Source organism: Microbacterium sp. NPDC056003 (assembly GCF_042274785.1).
GTDB lineage: Bacteria > Actinomycetota > Actinomycetes > Actinomycetales > Microbacteriaceae > Microbacterium.
Window position 1 is genome coordinate 154,391 of the sequence record NZ_JBHJXQ010000004.1, and the last position, 14,529, is coordinate 168,919.

Genomic DNA, 14,529 nt, shown 5'->3' on the forward strand with positions numbered 1-14,529 from the left:
ACCATCCACCGAAGGAGACAGGAAATGGCAGAACGTCAGGCCACCATCGCGAGCAGCTCAGGACTGCACGCCCGCCCCGCGAAGCTCTTCGTGCAGGCCGTGCAGGAGAAGGGCGTCCCCGTGACGATCGCGGTGGAGGGCGGCCCCGACCTCAACGCGGGCAGCATCCTCTCCCTCATGGGGCTCGGCGCGTCGCATGGTACCGTCGTGACACTCAAGGCCGAAGGGGACGGAGCGGAGCAGGCTCTCGACGAACTGGTCGAACTGCTCGAGACCGACCTCGACGCCGAGTAGCGCAACGGGTCGCCGAGCGACCCGAGCGGGTCGAGACGACGGATGCCGCGGAAAGTGAAGCCGCGCGGCATCCGTCGTCTGCGTCCGGTGACCGTCCTACAGGTCGGTGGAGTCGCCCGGCTCGAGGAGGAGGAACTCTCCGCCGTGCTGCTCGACCGCCCACCGCAGCCGTGAGCGATGCATGTCGCGGCCGAGCACGGAGAGCGTCATGTCGTGGGTGCCGAACGCCTGCCGCGGCGCAACCGCCAGCACGAAGTCCATCGCCTCGCCGATCTTGAGCCACGGGGCGCCGAGCGGGGCGGCCAGCAGGCGCACCTCCCGGCCCGATGGGACCGCATAGGAGTCGCCCGGGTAGTAGAACTCGTCGTTGACCATCACGCCCACGTTGTCGATCACCGGGATGGACTCGTGGATCACCGCGTGCCGGCCGCCGAAGAACTCCAGGCGGAAGGGGCCGAGTTCCAGGGTGTCGCCGGGGTGGACCGCGGTGACGTCGTAGCCCGCGGCAGCCTGGACGACGCCCTCGGGGCCGTAGATCGGGGTGCCCGGGTACGCCTTGAGCAGCCGGTCGAGGTGGTCGGGGGTCCAGTGGTCGACGTGTTCGTGGGTGAGCACGATCCCCACGAGATCCTCGAGGTCGGTGAGCGGCGTCGTGAACGATCCGGGGTCGATCACCAGGGTCCGGCCGGCTTCGGTGAGGGTCAGGGTGGCGTGCTCGAACTTGGTCACTCGCATGCTCCGAGTCAACTCCGCAGGTCCCTCACGAGCAAGCGCGGCGCCGGTCCGCGCCTCGATTTCGATACACGCAAGCGCACTCGATCCGGCGGATTTGGAGAGGGCATGAGCGCCATGGCATAATCGAACGGTTGCGAAAACGGCCCCATCGTATAGCGGCCTAGTACGCCGCCCTCTCACGGCGGTAACGCGGGTTCGAATCCCGCTGGGGTCACCAACACACAGGAAGCCCGGTCCATCGGACCGGGCTTCCTGCTTTGCTACCGGTCGCCGGCCGAGACCGTCGCGCGCGCCCCCACGGGCACGGCGGCGATGACGATCCCGGCGGCCACACCACCGAGGCCGCCGACCGCCATGTCGCCGATCGTGTCGGCGTACGCGACGAAGATGTCGTCGCTGATGAAGGCGTGGCCGAACCATTCGACCATCTCCCAGAGCGCGCTGATCGCGAGCGCCAGCACCGGCACGACGAGCAGCGGGACACGTCGCGCCGAGCGGGTCTCGGGCTGCCACCGGACGACGCCCCACCGGCTCAGCAGCACGCAGAGCATCGCGGCCACCACGCCGGTCGCGAGGAAGTGCACCGCGAGATCCCACCACGCGATCGATGTGTAGAGACCGAGCACGTTGCTCCAGGCGGCGACGAGGATCGTGACCCCGTAGGTGATGTCGAACGCCGGTCGCACGCCGAGGAATCGGGGGAGCAGCGTGGCGGGCAGCGCGAACGCCAGGATCCCGGCATCCGTCGGCGTCCACCAGACCGCGCCGGCGAGCACACTGAGCACGGCGAGGATCCGCACGGCGTCGGCGCTGATCTCGGCGGAGCCGCGGGGCCGGCGCAGGAACGCCCGCCTCATGCCCGCTCCTCTGCCGTGATCCGCACGACCGTCTGCACGGGAAGGTGGTCCGATGGCCAGCCGCCGTCGATCCGCCCCGCGTTGATGGCGCTGCGGTCGACGGCCACGCCGGGCGACACGAAGATCCAGTCGATGCGGGCGCCCTTCAGCCTGGGCGTACGGTATCGCGCGTACGTCCCCCATTGCGGGGTCAGACGAGAGGATGCCGCGACCCAGGCGTCCCGGAGGGCCTCGCCGTCCGCCGTCAGCGTCCGCACGGGAGGAGAGAGGGCGCCGCTGTTGAGATCACCGGTCACGATCACGGGCGTCCCCGCGGCGGCGGCACGGTCGCGGATACGGGCCGCTGAACGCACTCTCGACCGGGGTGACAGCGGGTCGAGGTGCGTATTGAGCGCCGTGAAGGAGCGCGCCGTCGAGCGATCCATGAAGACGGCGGAGACGAGGATCCGCGGGATCGGGTTGCCCCACGTGCGCGAGCCGGCGACGTCGGGGCGATCGGACAACGCCTGCTGCGACCAGCGCACGAGCTCCAGACGCTCGGCGTCGTAGACGATCGGGCATCCTTCGCCGCGACCGGTGGCACTGCGGCCCTGGCCGACCAGCCGGAACGCCCGACCGAGCGCGTCCCGCACGAGCGACGCCTGGTCGGGGAGAGCCTCCTGCAGGCCGACGAGCGTCGGACGCTCGGTGCCCATGAGCGTGCGCACGCGCGACGCCCGGGCGCTCCACCGATCCGCCGGCGGGAACGAGGCGGAACCCATCCGGCGGCGCACGTTGAACGTCATCACATGGAGTCCGGGCGGGTCCACCGGCCCGATCAGGGGGTCATAGCGGCTCACGTGGTCTCCTCGTCGGGGAGGACCCACGCTAGTCCGACGGCGGAGCGGCTTCCGAGGAGGTTGACACGGGCCCGCGGTCTCGCCCGTTCGCCCGCCGGCCACGCACCGCTCGGACGATCACCCATACGATCAGACCGGCGAGCGCCACGACGGCGAGCCACGGGATCAGGAAGCCGAGCGCGATCACGATCCCGTTGAGGGTCGCGACGAGGCCATTCCATCCGGCGACCAGGCCGTCGGCGAAGCCCGCAGGATCCGCCTCGACCGGCTCGACGACAGGGGAGAGCGTCACGGTGAGCGACGACATGGCGACCTGGCCCTCGAGCATCTCGAGCTGCTGCTGGTACGACTCCAGCAGCGCCTGCCGCTCGGACAGCGCCGCCTCGGCGGCGATGAGGTCGGCGACGTTCGTCGCCTCGGCCATCAGGTCGATGAGGCGGTCGACGGATGCCTGAGCCGCATCGATGCGCGCGCGCAGGTCGACGGTCTGCTCGGTGACGTCCTGCCGGTTGATGGACGACGCCGTCACCTCGCCGACGTCGGACAGCTCCTCGATGACCGCGGGCAGTTCACCGGACGGGACGCGGATGCTGATCCACGCGCCGTCGGGGGTGTACGGGTAGGGCATCGTGTCGTACGCGATTCCGGTCTCGGGGTCCACCGGGTACGACACGCCGTTCGTGCCGATGCTCATCGACTCCACGTAGCCGTCGTGGGCGACGGCGGCGTTGCCGATGGCCCGCGCCGCGACGGTCACGTCGTCGACCGAGACCGTGGCGGAGGCGGTCGTGATGATCTCGCGGTCGGCGGTGGCGTCGTCGCCCATCACCGCGGCGCCGGGTTCGCTGGAGAGATCACTGCCGTCTGCGGCGCTCTCCTCGCTGGCGCCGCCCGCATCGCCGTCGGTCTGGACGGGGGCGTCGGGGGCGACTGCGTAATCGGCCGATCCGCCGCCCGCGCCCCCCACGAGGGGGACGACATTCGGGGCGATGATCGCGGCGACCGCCACGATCGCGGCTGCGGCACCTCCGGCCAGCCAGATCCGGCCGCGGCGGGCGCGGCGCGCCTGCGTCGACGACCGTGCGCGGGCGATGTCGGCGAACAGGGCGTCTTCGAGCTCGTCGATCCGCTCGTCGCTCAGTGCGGGAAGCGCCACCGGCGCCCCCGTGGGGTGCTGGGTGCTCATGTGCTCTCCTTCACAACGGTCCGGAGACGCGTCCGGATGCGGGAGAGACGATTGCGCACGACCCCGTGGGCGACGCCGAGTTGATCGGCGGCGGCCTGATAGGCGTACCCCTCAGCCGCGCACAGGCGGAAGATGTCGCGGTCGAGGGGACTGAGCCCGGCGACCTCCTGCAGGATGCGATCGGCGAGGTCCGCGCCGATCACCTGCTCCTCGACGTCGACCGTCGCGGGAAGGGTCTCGTCCGCGGCAGCCGCCGTGTGCTCTCGATCCCGCTTCTGCCGGCGGATGCGGTTGGCCGCCTGGAAGCGGCACACCGTCGCCAGCCACGGCAGGAGCGATTCGCCGGCCAGTTCGAGGCCGGGCAGCTTGCGCCACGCGACGAGGAACGTCTCCTGGGTGACGTCCTCGGCGTCGGCCGCGTTGCCCAGCAGTCCGTAGGCGAGCCAGTACACGGGTCGCACGTAGGCGCGGTAGAGCGAGCGGAAGGCGTGCTCGCTGCCTCCCGCCGCCTGCGCCACGAGCGCAGCGTCATCCCGCTCGGTGTCCTGTGGCATTCCCATCCTTCGCCCCGTCGGCGCCGCCGCCGGGGGAGGCGACGTCGCGGAGCACCATTGTCTCTCACGGTGTCAGTGTCGGCGGGAGGCCGATCGTCTCGCGCGCGGGCGGCGCGGCATCCCGAACCTGTATCCTGATCGGGCGAGAGGGAGTATCCCGACAGCGCGCGTTCGTCATCACGGGTTCCGATCATGCAGCCCCGGACGCGTGCCACGGCCGTCGATGTCGTGGGGAGAGACTCTCGGCCTTCCGCCGACCCCTCCGTATCTCCCTCGAAAGGCCTCAATGGACCTCGAACTCCCGCTGTGGTTCGAAATCGGATCCCTCGTGATCCTGTCGCTGATCCTCCTCGCCGACCTGCTGCTCATCCTCAAGCGGCCGCACATCCCTTCGACCCGCGAGTCGACGCTGTGGGTCGTGTTCTACGTGACCCTGGCGCTGATCTTCGCCGGGCTGATGTGGGTGTTCGCCGGCGCTGAGTACGCCGGGCAGTTCGTCGCCGGATGGCTAACGGAGTACAGCCTGTCGATCGACAACCTGTTCGTCTTCGTGCTCATCATGAGCCAGTTCGCCGTGCCGCGCCGCTATCAGCAGGAGGTGCTGATGGTGGGCATCATCATCGCGCTCGTGCTCCGCGGCCTGTTCATCCTCGCCGGCGCCGCGATCATCGAGCAGTTCAGCTGGGTGTTCTACCTCTTCGGCGCGTTCCTCGTGTGGACGGCGTGGCGCCAGGCGTTCCCCGGCGGCGACCACGATGACGACGTCAAGCAGGAGAACTTCATCGTGCGCCTGCTCCGGCGCGCGATCGACATCAGCGACCACTACGACGGCCCGAAGATCCGCACCGTCGTGGACGGCAAGAAGATGTTCACTCCGATGATCATCGTGTTCGCGGCGATCGGCGTCACCGACCTGCTGTTCGCGATCGACTCGATCCCCGCGATCTTCGGCATCACCCAGAGCGCCTTCATCGTCTTCACCGCGAACATCTTCGCCCTGATGGGCCTGCGGCAGCTCTACTTCCTGCTGGGCGATCTGCTCGATCGCCTGCGCTACCTCCACTACGGCATCGCCTTCATCCTCGCGTTCATCGGGGTGAAGCTCGTGTTCCACGCGATGCATGTCAACGAGCTGCCCTTCATCAACAACGGCGAGCACATCGAGTGGGCGCCCGAGATCTCGACCTGGATGTCGCTCGGCGTCATCGTCGTGGCGATGGCCGTGGCGACGATCGCGAGCCTCGTCGCGTCGTCGCGCGAGAAGAAGGCAGCGACTCCGGATGCTGCGGCCGCCGCCGTCGCAGGGGAGAAGGGCACTCCGCCCTCCGTCGAGCAGCCGCACACCGATCGGCACTGACGCGAGCTCCGTCCCCGCGCGCCGCGCTCGCGTCACACGACGTCGAGCGCGGCGCGCCGGCGCCCGGGCGAGTGGTAGCCTGGGCCCCGTGCGGATCGCTCGCCTTCTCCTTAGCGGCCGCGACGAGTCCTCGTTCTAGGCCTCCCTCGTCGCGGAGTTCGCCGCGGGCCCCCTTAGCGGACGCAGTCCCTTCCGAGGAGAACAGAGCATGACCATTTCCGATGCATCCGGCATTCCCGATCGCCCTCGCACCCTGGCCGAGAAGGTCTGGGACGACCACCTGGTCGTCAAGGGCGAGGACGGACAGCCCGACCTCATCTACATCGACCTGCACCTCGTTCACGAGGTCACCAGCCCGCAGGCGTTCGACGGCCTTCGCGCCGAGGGCCGGCCGGTGCGCCGTCTCGACCTGACGATCGCGACCGAGGACCACAACACGCCGACGCTCGACATCGACAAGCCGATCGCCGACCTGACCAGCCGCACGCAGATCGAGACGCTGCGCCGCAACGCCGAGGAATTCGGCGTGCGGCTGCACTCCCTCGGCGACAAGGAGCAGGGCATCGTCCACGTCGTCGGGCCTCAGCTCGGCCTGACGATGCCCGGCATCACGGTCGTGTGCGGCGACAGCCACACCAGCACGCACGGCGCCTTCGGGGCCATGGCCTTCGGCATCGGCACCAGCGAGGTCGAGCACGTCATGGCGACCCAGACACTGCCGCTGAAGCCCTTCAAGACGATGGCGATCACCGTCGAGGGCGAGCTGAAGCCGGGCGTCACCGCGAAGGACATCATCCTGGCGATCATCGCCGAGATCGGCGCGAACGGCGGTCAGGGCTACGTGCTCGAGTTCCGCGGCAGCGCGGTCCGCTCACTCTCGATGGAGGGGCGCATGACGATGTGCAACATGTCGATCGAGGCCGGCGCGCGCGCGGGCATGATCGCACCCGACGAGATCACCTTCGAATACGTCAAGGGGCGCCCCCACGCCCCGCAGGGCGAGGACTGGGAAGACGCCGTCGCGTACTGGCGCACTCTGCCCAGCGACGAGGGCGCCGTCTACGACGCCGAGGTCTACCTGGACGCGACCGAGCTCGAGCCGTTCGTCACCTGGGGAACCAACCCGGGGCAGGGCGTCTCGCTCTCCGGGGCTGTGCCGTCACCGTCTGACATCGCCGATTCGAACGAGCGCGCCGCCGCCGAACGGGCACTGGAGTACATGGACCTCGCGCCGGGCACACCGATGAAGGACGTCGCCGTCGACGCCGTCTTCATGGGGTCGTGCACCAACAGCCGCATCGAAGACCTCCGCGCGTTCGCCTCCGTGGTCCGCGGCCGCACCAAGGCCGAGGGCGTGCGGGTGATGGTGGTTCCGGGTTCGGCCCGCGTGCGGCTCGAGGCCGAGGCTGAGGGCCTCGACAAGGTGTTCACCGACTTCGGCGCCGAGTGGCGCTTCGCCGGCTGCTCGATGTGCCTCGGCATGAACCCCGACCAGCTGGCGCCGGGCGAGCGGTGCGCCTCGACGAGCAACCGCAACTTCGAAGGGCGTCAGGGCAAGGGCGGCCGCACGCACCTGGTGTCGCCGCTCGTCGCCGCCGCCACGGCGGTACGGGGCACGCTGTCGAGCCCGAGCGACCTTGATCCGGTTCCGGACGAGCCCGCGGTCGGATCGCCGGCGACGGCAGGAGCGGAGGCCTGACATGGAGAAGTTCACCACGCACACCGGTGTCGCCGCTCCGCTGCGCCGATCAGCGGTCGACACCGACCAGATCATCCCCGCCGTCTATCTCAAGCGCGTCACCAAGACGGGCTTCGAGGACGCCCTGTTCGCCAGTTGGCGCCAGGACCCCGAGTTCGTGCTCAACCAGCCCGCGTACGACGGCGCGAGCGTGCTCGTCGCCGGACCTGACTTCGGCACCGGCTCCAGCCGCGAGCACGCCGTGTGGGCGCTGCGCGACTACGGATTCCGGGTCGTGCTGAGTCCTCGGTTCGCCGACATCTTCCGCGGCAACGCCGGAAAGCAGGGCCTCGTCGCCGGCGTCATCGACGAGGCGGACCTCGAGCGCGTCTGGAACGCCATCGAAGCCCGGCCCGGCATCTCGATGACGGTCGATCTCGAGGCCCGTCGCGCGTCGATCGGCGATCTCCAGATTGCTTTCGACATCGACGATTACACTAGGTGGCGGCTTCTCGAAGGGCTCGACGACATCGGGCTCACGCTGCGCAACGAAGACAAGATCGCGCAGTTCGAGGCTCGCCGCGAGGCATGGCGGCCGCGGACGCTCCCCGTTCCGTAAGCCAGGGCACGCGCCCCACCCGGGCGCGTGGTCCGCTCCGCCCCCTCCAAGACACAAGTGAGGTCCACCGGATGAAGTCCGCTCTCAGCGTTACGCCCACCACCCCCGCAGGCGAGGAACCAGCCGGTGAGGTCCTTGCGATCCGCGGTGGGCGTCCGCTGACCGGACGCGTCGAGGTGAAGGGCGCGAAGAACCTCGTCACCAAGGCGATGGTGGCGGCGCTCCTGGGCGGCACGAACAGCGTGCTGCGCGACGTCCCCGACATCAGCGACGTCCAGGTCGTCCGCTCGCTGCTCGAGGTCCACGGCGTCCATGTCTGGGACGGCGAGGAGGAGGGCACCCTCCACTTCGACCCGAGCGGCGCCGTGTCGGCGCACTTCGAGGCGATCGACGCGCACGCCGGGGCATCCCGCATCCCGATCCTGTTCTGCGGCCCGCTCCTGCACCTGCTGGGCGAGGCGCTCATCCCCGACCTCGGCGGCTGCCGCATCGGCGACCGTCCGATCAACTTCCACATGGACGCGCTCCGCGCGTTCGGCGCGGTCGTCGACAAGAGCTACGAGGGCATCCGGATCACGGCACCGGACGGCCTCCACGGGGCGGACATCGAGCTGCCGTACCCGAGCGTCGGTGCGACCGAGCAGGTCCTGCTCACCGCGGTGAAGGCCAAGGGCACGACCGAGCTGCGGAACGCCGCCATCGAGCCCGAGATCATGGACCTGATCGCGGTCCTGCAGAAGATGGGCGCGATCATCTCGTACGAGCCCAACCGCGTGATCCTCATCGAGGGGGTCGACGAGCTGCGCGGCTACGACCACCGGGCGATCTTCGATCGCAACGAGGCGGCGTCGTGGGCGTGTGCGGCTCTCGCGACCGACGGCGACATCTTCGTCGGCGGCGCCAAGCAGCAGGAAATGCTGACCTTCCTCAACGTGTTCCGCAAGGCCGGCGGCTGGTTCGACGTGCACGAGGACGGGATCCAGTTCCGTCGTGGCGGGGCTCTCAAGCCCGTGGTCGTCGAGACCGACGTGCACCCCGGATTCATGACCGACTGGCAGCAGCCGCTCATCGTCGCCCTCACGCAGGCGGAAGGCGTCTCGACGGTCCACGAGACCGTGTACGAGAACCGGCTCGGCTTCACGCAGGCCCTCGTGCAGATGGGCGCCGACATCGTCGTCCACCCGCACGGCATCGACGCACCCCACCGCCGCGTGCCGCGCCGCGAGCTGGAGCAGGCCGCCGTGATCAGCGGACCGACCCCGCTGCACGGCGCCGACGTCGTCGTGCCCGACCTCCGCGGCGGCTACAGCTACGTCATCGCCGCCCTCGCGGCCGAGGGCGAGTCCGTCGTCCGCAACGTCGGGATCATCCGCCGGGGTTACGAGAAGTTCCTGACGAAGCTCGAAACCCTCGGCGCCGACTTCGACGTCATCGGATAGTCCCTTGTCGCCCTCGTCACCGATGCCGCCGGCATCCCGCGAGAAGACCCGTCCGAGCGTCTTCTGGCCGCTCGCCGCGATCGCCGCTCCGCTCATCGCGCTGATGTTCAAGCTCGAGATACAGGGAGCTGAGAAGCTCCCTCGCGAGGGCGCGTACGTGCTCGCGCCGAATCACTATTCGGAAGCGGATCCGCTGGCCGTGGCGCTGGCCGTCTGGAAGGCAGGCCGCGCGCCGCGCTTCATGGCGAAGGAGAGCCTCTTCCGGGTGCCCGTGCTCGGCGCGGTCCTCCGCGCGACGGGCATGGTCCCGGTCGCCCGGTCATCGTCCGCGGCATCCGCTCGGCAGACGCTCGAGACCTCCGAGACGCTCGTCCGTCTCGGGCGCGGCGTGATCGTGTATCCCGAAGGCACCCTGACCCGTGAGCCCGATCTCTGGCCGATGCGCGGGAAGACGGGCGCTGTGCGGCTGGCGCTGGCCGACGACATCCCGGTGATCCCGATGGCGCACTGGGGCGTGCAGCAGGTCATGCCGAGGTACGGCAAGCTGAAGCTGTGGCCGCTCCGACGGCGCGTGCGGGTGCTCTTCGGCGACCCGGTCGACCTGACCGCGTATCAGGGCGAGGGCCCGGCGAACCTCACGGGCGCGACCGACAAGGTGATGGCCGACATCGCCGATCTCCTCGCGCAGCTGCGCGGCGAGTCCGCCCCCGCGGAGCGCTGGAACCCCGCAGATCACGGTCAGAAGGAGACGGGTCGCCTTGAGCCGTAGACAGGATGCTGCGCGCCCGCGCGTCACCGTGATCGGAGCGGGGAGCTGGGGTACGACGTTCGGCAAGATCCTCGCCGACGGAGGGGCCCACGTCACGATGTGGGCGCGTCGCCCCGAGCTTGCCAGCGAGATCCAGGAAGCCAAGCGCAACAGCGAGTACCTGCCGGGTATCAATCTGCCGCGGACCATGACGGCGACGCACCATCTGTCGGAGGCCCTGGACGGCGCGGATCAGGTGTACCTCTCGATCCCGAGCCAGGCGGTGCGCCAGAACCTCAAGGCGGTGCGCCCCCTCGTGTCGCGCACCGAAGTGCCGATCGTCTCGCTCATGAAGGGCGTGGAGCGGCGCACCGGGCTGCGCATGAGCCAGGTCATCGAACAGGAGCTGCACTGCGACCCCGCGCGCATCGCGGTGGCGTCCGGGCCGAACCTCGCCCTGGAGATCGCACGCGAGCAGCCGACGGCCGCCGTCATCTCGTCGACGAGCCAGGAGACGGCCGACGCGGTCGCCCGCCGCGCCCGCAACGGCTACTTCCGCACGTTCGTGAACACCGACGTGATCGGCACCGAGTTCGGCGGTGTGCTGAAGAACCTCATCGCCGTCGCGATCGGCATCGTGGACGGCGTGGGCTACGGCGAGAACACCAAGGCGTCGATCATCACGCGCGGCCTCGTCGAGATGACCGACTTCGCGGTGGCCTTCGGCGCGCACCCCGAGACGCTTCAGGGTCTCGCCGGACTCGGCGACCTCATCGCGACATGCCAGTCGCCCCTCAGCCGCAACAACACCGCCGGGCGCCTGCTCGGACAGGGCTATCGCTTCGACGACGTCGTGAAGCAGATGAACCAGACGGCCGAGGGGCTCGCCTCCGTGGCGCCCATCCTCCAGCTCGCACGAGAGGTCGGCGTCGACATGCCGATCGTCGAGCAGGTCAAGATGGTCCTCGATGGCACGATGAACCCGCGCGACATCGCGCCGCATCTCACGACGGACGACGACACCCCCAAGGGCGAGAGGACTCAGAATGGACAGGCCGGCGGTGGCGGTGCTCTTTGGCGGTCGATCCAGCGAGCACTCGATCAGTTCCGCAACGGCGGGCGGAGTTCTGCGGGCGATCGATCGTGATCGCTACCGGGTGATCCCGGTCGGCATCACCCGCGACGGCGTGTTCGTCCTCGAGGACGACGATCCCGGCAAGTTCGCGCTGGACGCCGAGCGCCTCCCCGAGGTGGTCGACAACGGCACGCGCGTGCTGTGGCCCGAGGGCGGCGGCGATCGCACGCTGCGGGTGCGCCGCGGCGACGGGTCGATCGACGAGCTGGGCGAGGTGGATGCGGTGCTGCCGATCCTCCACGGCGTCCACGGCGAAGACGGAACCGTGCAGGGCTTCTTCGACACGCTCGGCATCCCGTATGCCGGAGGCGGCGTGCTCGACTCGGCGCTGTGCATGGACAAGCACTTCATGAAGATCGTCCTGGCTGCGGCCGGTGTGCCGGTGTCGCCGTCGATCACGGTCACGCGCCGCCAGTGGGATCTCGACCCCGGGAGGGTGCGAGCGGATGCCGCAGCCCTCGGCGAGCCCACGTTCGTCAAGCCTGCGCGCGCCGGGTCGAGCGTCGGCGTCTCGAAGGTGCACGACGCGTCCGAGCTCGCGGCCGCGCTCGAGCTCGCGTTCGCCGAGGACGACAAGGTGCTCATCGAGACGGCGATCGTCGGCCGCGAGGTCGAGGTCGCGATCCTCGAAGGTCGCGCCGGTGCGCGTGCGCGCGCATCCCTCCCCGGTGAGATCGTCCTGACGACCCGCGAGTTCTACGACTTCGAGGGCAAGTACCTCGGCGGAGACGGCGCAGAGGTCGTGTGCCCGGCCGATCTGACCGCCGACGAGATCGCGGCGATCCAGGAGCTCGGCGTGCGCGCGTTCGAGGCCGTGGGCGGCCAGGGGCTCGCCCGCGTCGACTTCTTCCTCACCGCCGACGGGCTGTACGTCAACGAGCTCAACACGATGCCCGGCTTCACGCCGATCTCGATGTTCCCGAAGTGCTGGATCGCCTCGGGCGTCACCTACCCGGAGCTGATCTCCGAGCTCATCGACACCGCACTCGAGCGCGCGGCGTAGTCCTCCGCCGCGCTACGCGTCGTCGGTGTCGCCGCGGGAGACGCACGTCGAGCCGTCCGCGGGGAGGCGTGACACGACGATCGACAGCGCGTCGAGCACTTCGGCGCTGGCGACGACGTCGTTGTCGAGGTAGACCTCGACGGCCGGAACACGGCCGTACGACGTCACGCGGTACTTCGGTGCGTCGGTCTCGTCGATGACCCAGTCGACGCCGTTCACCGTCTGGCAGGGCAGCGTCGTGGGTCCCAGCGGCTCGAGACCGCAGGTGAAAAGGACGGCGGCGGGGTCTCCCCAGGCCGCGGTAGCCTGCGCGTCGGTCCACCTGCGAGCCTGTCCGTCGAGCGTGCCGGGGAGGGCGACCGAGACGTCGGCGCACGCCGGGTCGTTCGATCCGTCGGCGGGCTGCATCGACACCGTGCTCGCGCATCCGGCGAGCGTGGCGGCGACGGCGAGGGCCGGCACAGCGGCGAGAAGGCGGCGCACTCGGGTCACCCTCCCAGGCTACCTTGGAGGGATGACTGCCTCCGATCCGCGCGTCGGCGACCTGACCGAGGGCGCGGTCCTCCGCGGCATCCTCGAACGGCTCCCGGCATCGGGCGCGCTGGTCGGCCCCGGCGATGACGCCGCGCTCCTCGCAGTCCCCGACGCGCGCGTGGTCGCCACCGTCGACACGCTCGTGCACGGACCCGACTTCCGTCTCGCGTGGTCGAGCGCGTACGACCTCGGCTGGAAGTCGGCGGCGGTCAACCTCGCAGACATCGCCGCTATGGGGGCACGACCCACCGCACTGCTCGTCGCCCTCGCGATGCCCGACGATACCCGGCTGTCCTTCGTCGAGGGGCTCGCCGACGGCCTCCGCGCGGCGTGCGACGCGCTCGCGCCCGGATGCGCCGTCGAAGGCGGCGACCTCACCGCGTCGGACACGCTCACGATTGCCGTGACCGCGCTCGGGTCGCTCGACGGGCGGACGCCCGTGCTCCGGTCGGGTGCGCGCCCGGGCGACGTCGTCGCGGTCGCCGGAACGCTCGGGAAGGCCGAGCGCGGGCTGCGCGTGCTGTTCGATCGATTCACGGATGCCGCGGGCACGCCCGTTCCCGTCGACGAGAGCATCCTGTCGGCGGACGAGCGGGCCGATCTCGCCGTGCAGCTGCGACCGTCACCTCCGGTTGCGCTCGGCGCTCTGGCGGCGGACGCCGGGGCGACCGCGATGATGGACGTGTCGGACGGGCTCGTCCTCGACGCGTCGCGGATGGCCGCGGCATCCGGAGTCACCGTCTCTCTCGACTCCGCCGCCCTCGGGGCCGACGCCGCCTCCGCGCTCTCGGGCGGCGAGGACCATGGACTGCTCGCGACCTTCCCCTCGGGCGCGTCGCTGCCGGACGGCTTCCGGGCGATCGGCGAGGTCCGGGCTCGCGGCGCCGATCCGGTGATCGTCGACGGGAGGCCGTTCGACGGCCGCAGCGGCTGGGATCCCTACCGCGACTGGGACGCCGGCCGGGGGTGAGTCAGCCGCTGCCCGGCTCCGCCGGCCGCGACCACCACAGTGCGGTGTCGCCGTAGCGCTTCATGCGATGCGCGACGAGTCCCGCCGGAAGGGTCGGCTCCGGGGAGCGCTTCGCGCGCTCCACGACCACGGTCGCGTGCGTGGAGAGCGCGGGAGCGAGCAGCTCCAGCGCATGGGTGAGCTCATGCTCGCCGAGATCGTAAGGCGGGTCGATGAACACGAGGTCGAACGGGCCGGTCGCCGTCTGCAGGTAGGCGAGGACGGACGTGCGGTGCACGGCCATCGGGGCGTCGCGGGATCCGAGCGCCTTCGCCACGCGCGCGATGTTGCGCTGGATCACTCCGGCCGCTCGCGGTGCCTTCTCGACCAGGTCGGCGCGCGCCGCGCCGCGGCTGATCGCCTCGAGCGCGAGTGCGCCCGACCCGGCATAGAGGTCGAGCACCGCTGCGCCGCGCAGGGCGTCGGCGGACTCCAGCGCACCGAAGAGGGACTCGCGCACGCGGTCGCTCGTCGGCCGGGTGCCGGCGTCGGGGACCTCGAGCGTGAGGGATCCGGCCCGTCCGGCGATGATGCGCGTCACA

At 70.2% G+C, this 14,529-nt stretch carries 16 protein-coding genes and 1 tRNA gene; 10 read left to right on the forward strand and 7 right to left on the reverse strand.

Features of this window, described 5'->3' with window-relative positions; all coding sequences use genetic code 11:
• The first annotated feature begins 24 nt into the window (after positions 1 to 24).
• Positions 25 to 294, forward strand: coding sequence for an HPr family phosphocarrier protein (locus ACFC1W_RS15470; RefSeq protein ID WP_191766768.1), 270 nt, complete (start codon positions 25 to 27; stop codon positions 292 to 294).
• Positions 295 to 390: 96 nt separating this feature from the next.
• Here the strand turns inward: ACFC1W_RS15470 and ACFC1W_RS15475 are convergent, their stop codons facing one another.
• Positions 391 to 1,029: an MBL fold metallo-hydrolase gene (locus tag ACFC1W_RS15475; protein WP_375994375.1), complete on the reverse strand. Its 639-nt coding sequence runs from the start codon at positions 1,027 to 1,029 to the stop codon at positions 391 to 393.
• Positions 1,030 to 1,170: 141 nt separating this feature from the next.
• Here ACFC1W_RS15475 and ACFC1W_RS15480 point away from each other — a divergent pair.
• A tRNA-Glu gene (locus ACFC1W_RS15480) sits at positions 1,171 to 1,246 on the forward strand.
• 43 nt (positions 1,247 to 1,289) lie between these two features.
• On the opposite strand, the gene ACFC1W_RS15485 is transcribed toward ACFC1W_RS15480, so the two are convergent.
• The 4 genes from ACFC1W_RS15485 to ACFC1W_RS15500 are packed head-to-tail and all read right to left on the reverse strand — an operon-like array spanning position 1,290 to position 4,465.
• Positions 1,290 to 1,886: a hypothetical protein gene (locus tag ACFC1W_RS15485; protein WP_375994378.1), complete on the reverse strand. Its 597-nt coding sequence runs from the start codon at positions 1,884 to 1,886 to the stop codon at positions 1,290 to 1,292.
• A complete protein-coding gene (locus tag ACFC1W_RS15490; protein ID WP_375994381.1) occupies positions 1,883 to 2,725 on the reverse strand; it encodes an endonuclease/exonuclease/phosphatase family protein in 843 nt (280 codons plus the stop codon). Before ACFC1W_RS15490 ends, ACFC1W_RS15485 begins: the two co-directional genes overlap by 4 nt.
• A gap of 28 nt (positions 2,726 to 2,753) precedes the next feature.
• The gene (locus ACFC1W_RS15495; RefSeq protein WP_375994384.1) at positions 2,754 to 3,911 is read right to left on the reverse strand and encodes a DUF4349 domain-containing protein; all 1,158 of its coding nucleotides are present in this window, start codon (positions 3,909 to 3,911) and stop codon (positions 2,754 to 2,756) included.
• Positions 3,908 to 4,465, reverse strand: a complete 558-nt coding sequence (locus tag ACFC1W_RS15500) for an RNA polymerase sigma factor (protein WP_375994386.1) — start codon at positions 4,463 to 4,465, stop codon at positions 3,908 to 3,910. The genes ACFC1W_RS15495 and ACFC1W_RS15500 overlap by 4 nt, the downstream gene beginning before the upstream one ends.
• Before the next feature lie 286 nt (positions 4,466 to 4,751).
• Here ACFC1W_RS15500 and ACFC1W_RS15505 point away from each other — a divergent pair, with 286 nt between their 5' ends.
• From ACFC1W_RS15505 to ACFC1W_RS15535, 7 genes are all read left to right on the forward strand, one after another.
• Entirely contained in the window at positions 4,752 to 5,822 is a 1,071-nt protein-coding gene (locus ACFC1W_RS15505) for a TerC family protein (protein WP_375994389.1), read from the forward strand.
• Between the two features lie 208 nt (positions 5,823 to 6,030).
• Positions 6,031 to 7,521 (forward strand): 3-isopropylmalate dehydratase large subunit, encoded by a 1,491-nt coding sequence (gene leuC / locus ACFC1W_RS15510; RefSeq protein WP_375994392.1) that lies wholly within the window; start codon positions 6,031 to 6,033, stop codon positions 7,519 to 7,521.
• Between the two features lies 1 nt (position 7,522).
• A complete protein-coding gene (leuD, locus tag ACFC1W_RS15515) occupies positions 7,523 to 8,119 on the forward strand; it encodes a 3-isopropylmalate dehydratase small subunit (protein ID WP_375994394.1) in 597 nt (198 codons plus the stop codon).
• A 71-nt stretch (positions 8,120 to 8,190) separates the two neighbouring features.
• Positions 8,191 to 9,558 carry a UDP-N-acetylglucosamine 1-carboxyvinyltransferase gene (murA, locus tag ACFC1W_RS15520; RefSeq protein ID WP_375994397.1) on the forward strand — a complete coding sequence of 456 codons (1,368 nt, stop codon included), beginning with the start codon at positions 8,191 to 8,193 and terminating at the stop codon, positions 9,556 to 9,558.
• 22 nt (positions 9,559 to 9,580) lie between these two features.
• Entirely contained in the window at positions 9,581 to 10,327 is a 747-nt protein-coding gene (locus ACFC1W_RS15525) for a lysophospholipid acyltransferase family protein (protein ID WP_375994578.1), read from the forward strand.
• On the forward strand, positions 10,317 to 11,453 hold the full coding sequence (locus ACFC1W_RS15530; RefSeq protein ID WP_375994400.1) for an NAD(P)H-dependent glycerol-3-phosphate dehydrogenase: 1,137 nt from the start codon (positions 10,317 to 10,319) through the stop codon (positions 11,451 to 11,453). The genes ACFC1W_RS15525 and ACFC1W_RS15530 overlap by 11 nt, the downstream gene beginning before the upstream one ends.
• Positions 11,353 to 12,444 (forward strand): D-alanine--D-alanine ligase family protein, encoded by a 1,092-nt coding sequence (locus ACFC1W_RS15535; protein WP_375994403.1) that lies wholly within the window; start codon positions 11,353 to 11,355, stop codon positions 12,442 to 12,444. The genes ACFC1W_RS15530 and ACFC1W_RS15535 overlap by 101 nt, the downstream gene beginning before the upstream one ends.
• A gap of 12 nt (positions 12,445 to 12,456) precedes the next feature.
• On the opposite strand, the gene ACFC1W_RS15540 is transcribed toward ACFC1W_RS15535, so the two are convergent.
• A complete protein-coding gene (locus ACFC1W_RS15540; RefSeq protein WP_375994406.1) occupies positions 12,457 to 12,936 on the reverse strand; it encodes a DUF3515 family protein in 480 nt (159 codons plus the stop codon).
• Between the two features lie 22 nt (positions 12,937 to 12,958).
• On the opposite strand from ACFC1W_RS15540, the gene thiL reads away from it, so the two are divergent.
• Positions 12,959 to 13,948 (forward strand): thiamine-phosphate kinase, encoded by a 990-nt coding sequence (thiL, locus tag ACFC1W_RS15545; RefSeq protein WP_375994409.1) that lies wholly within the window; start codon positions 12,959 to 12,961, stop codon positions 13,946 to 13,948.
• 1 nt (position 13,949) lies between these two features.
• On the opposite strand, the gene rsmD is transcribed toward thiL, so the two are convergent.
• On the reverse strand, positions 13,950 to 14,528 hold the full coding sequence (gene rsmD / locus ACFC1W_RS15550) for a 16S rRNA (guanine(966)-N(2))-methyltransferase RsmD (RefSeq protein ID WP_375994412.1): 579 nt from the start codon (positions 14,526 to 14,528) through the stop codon (positions 13,950 to 13,952).
• Position 14,529: the final 1 nt, after the last annotated feature.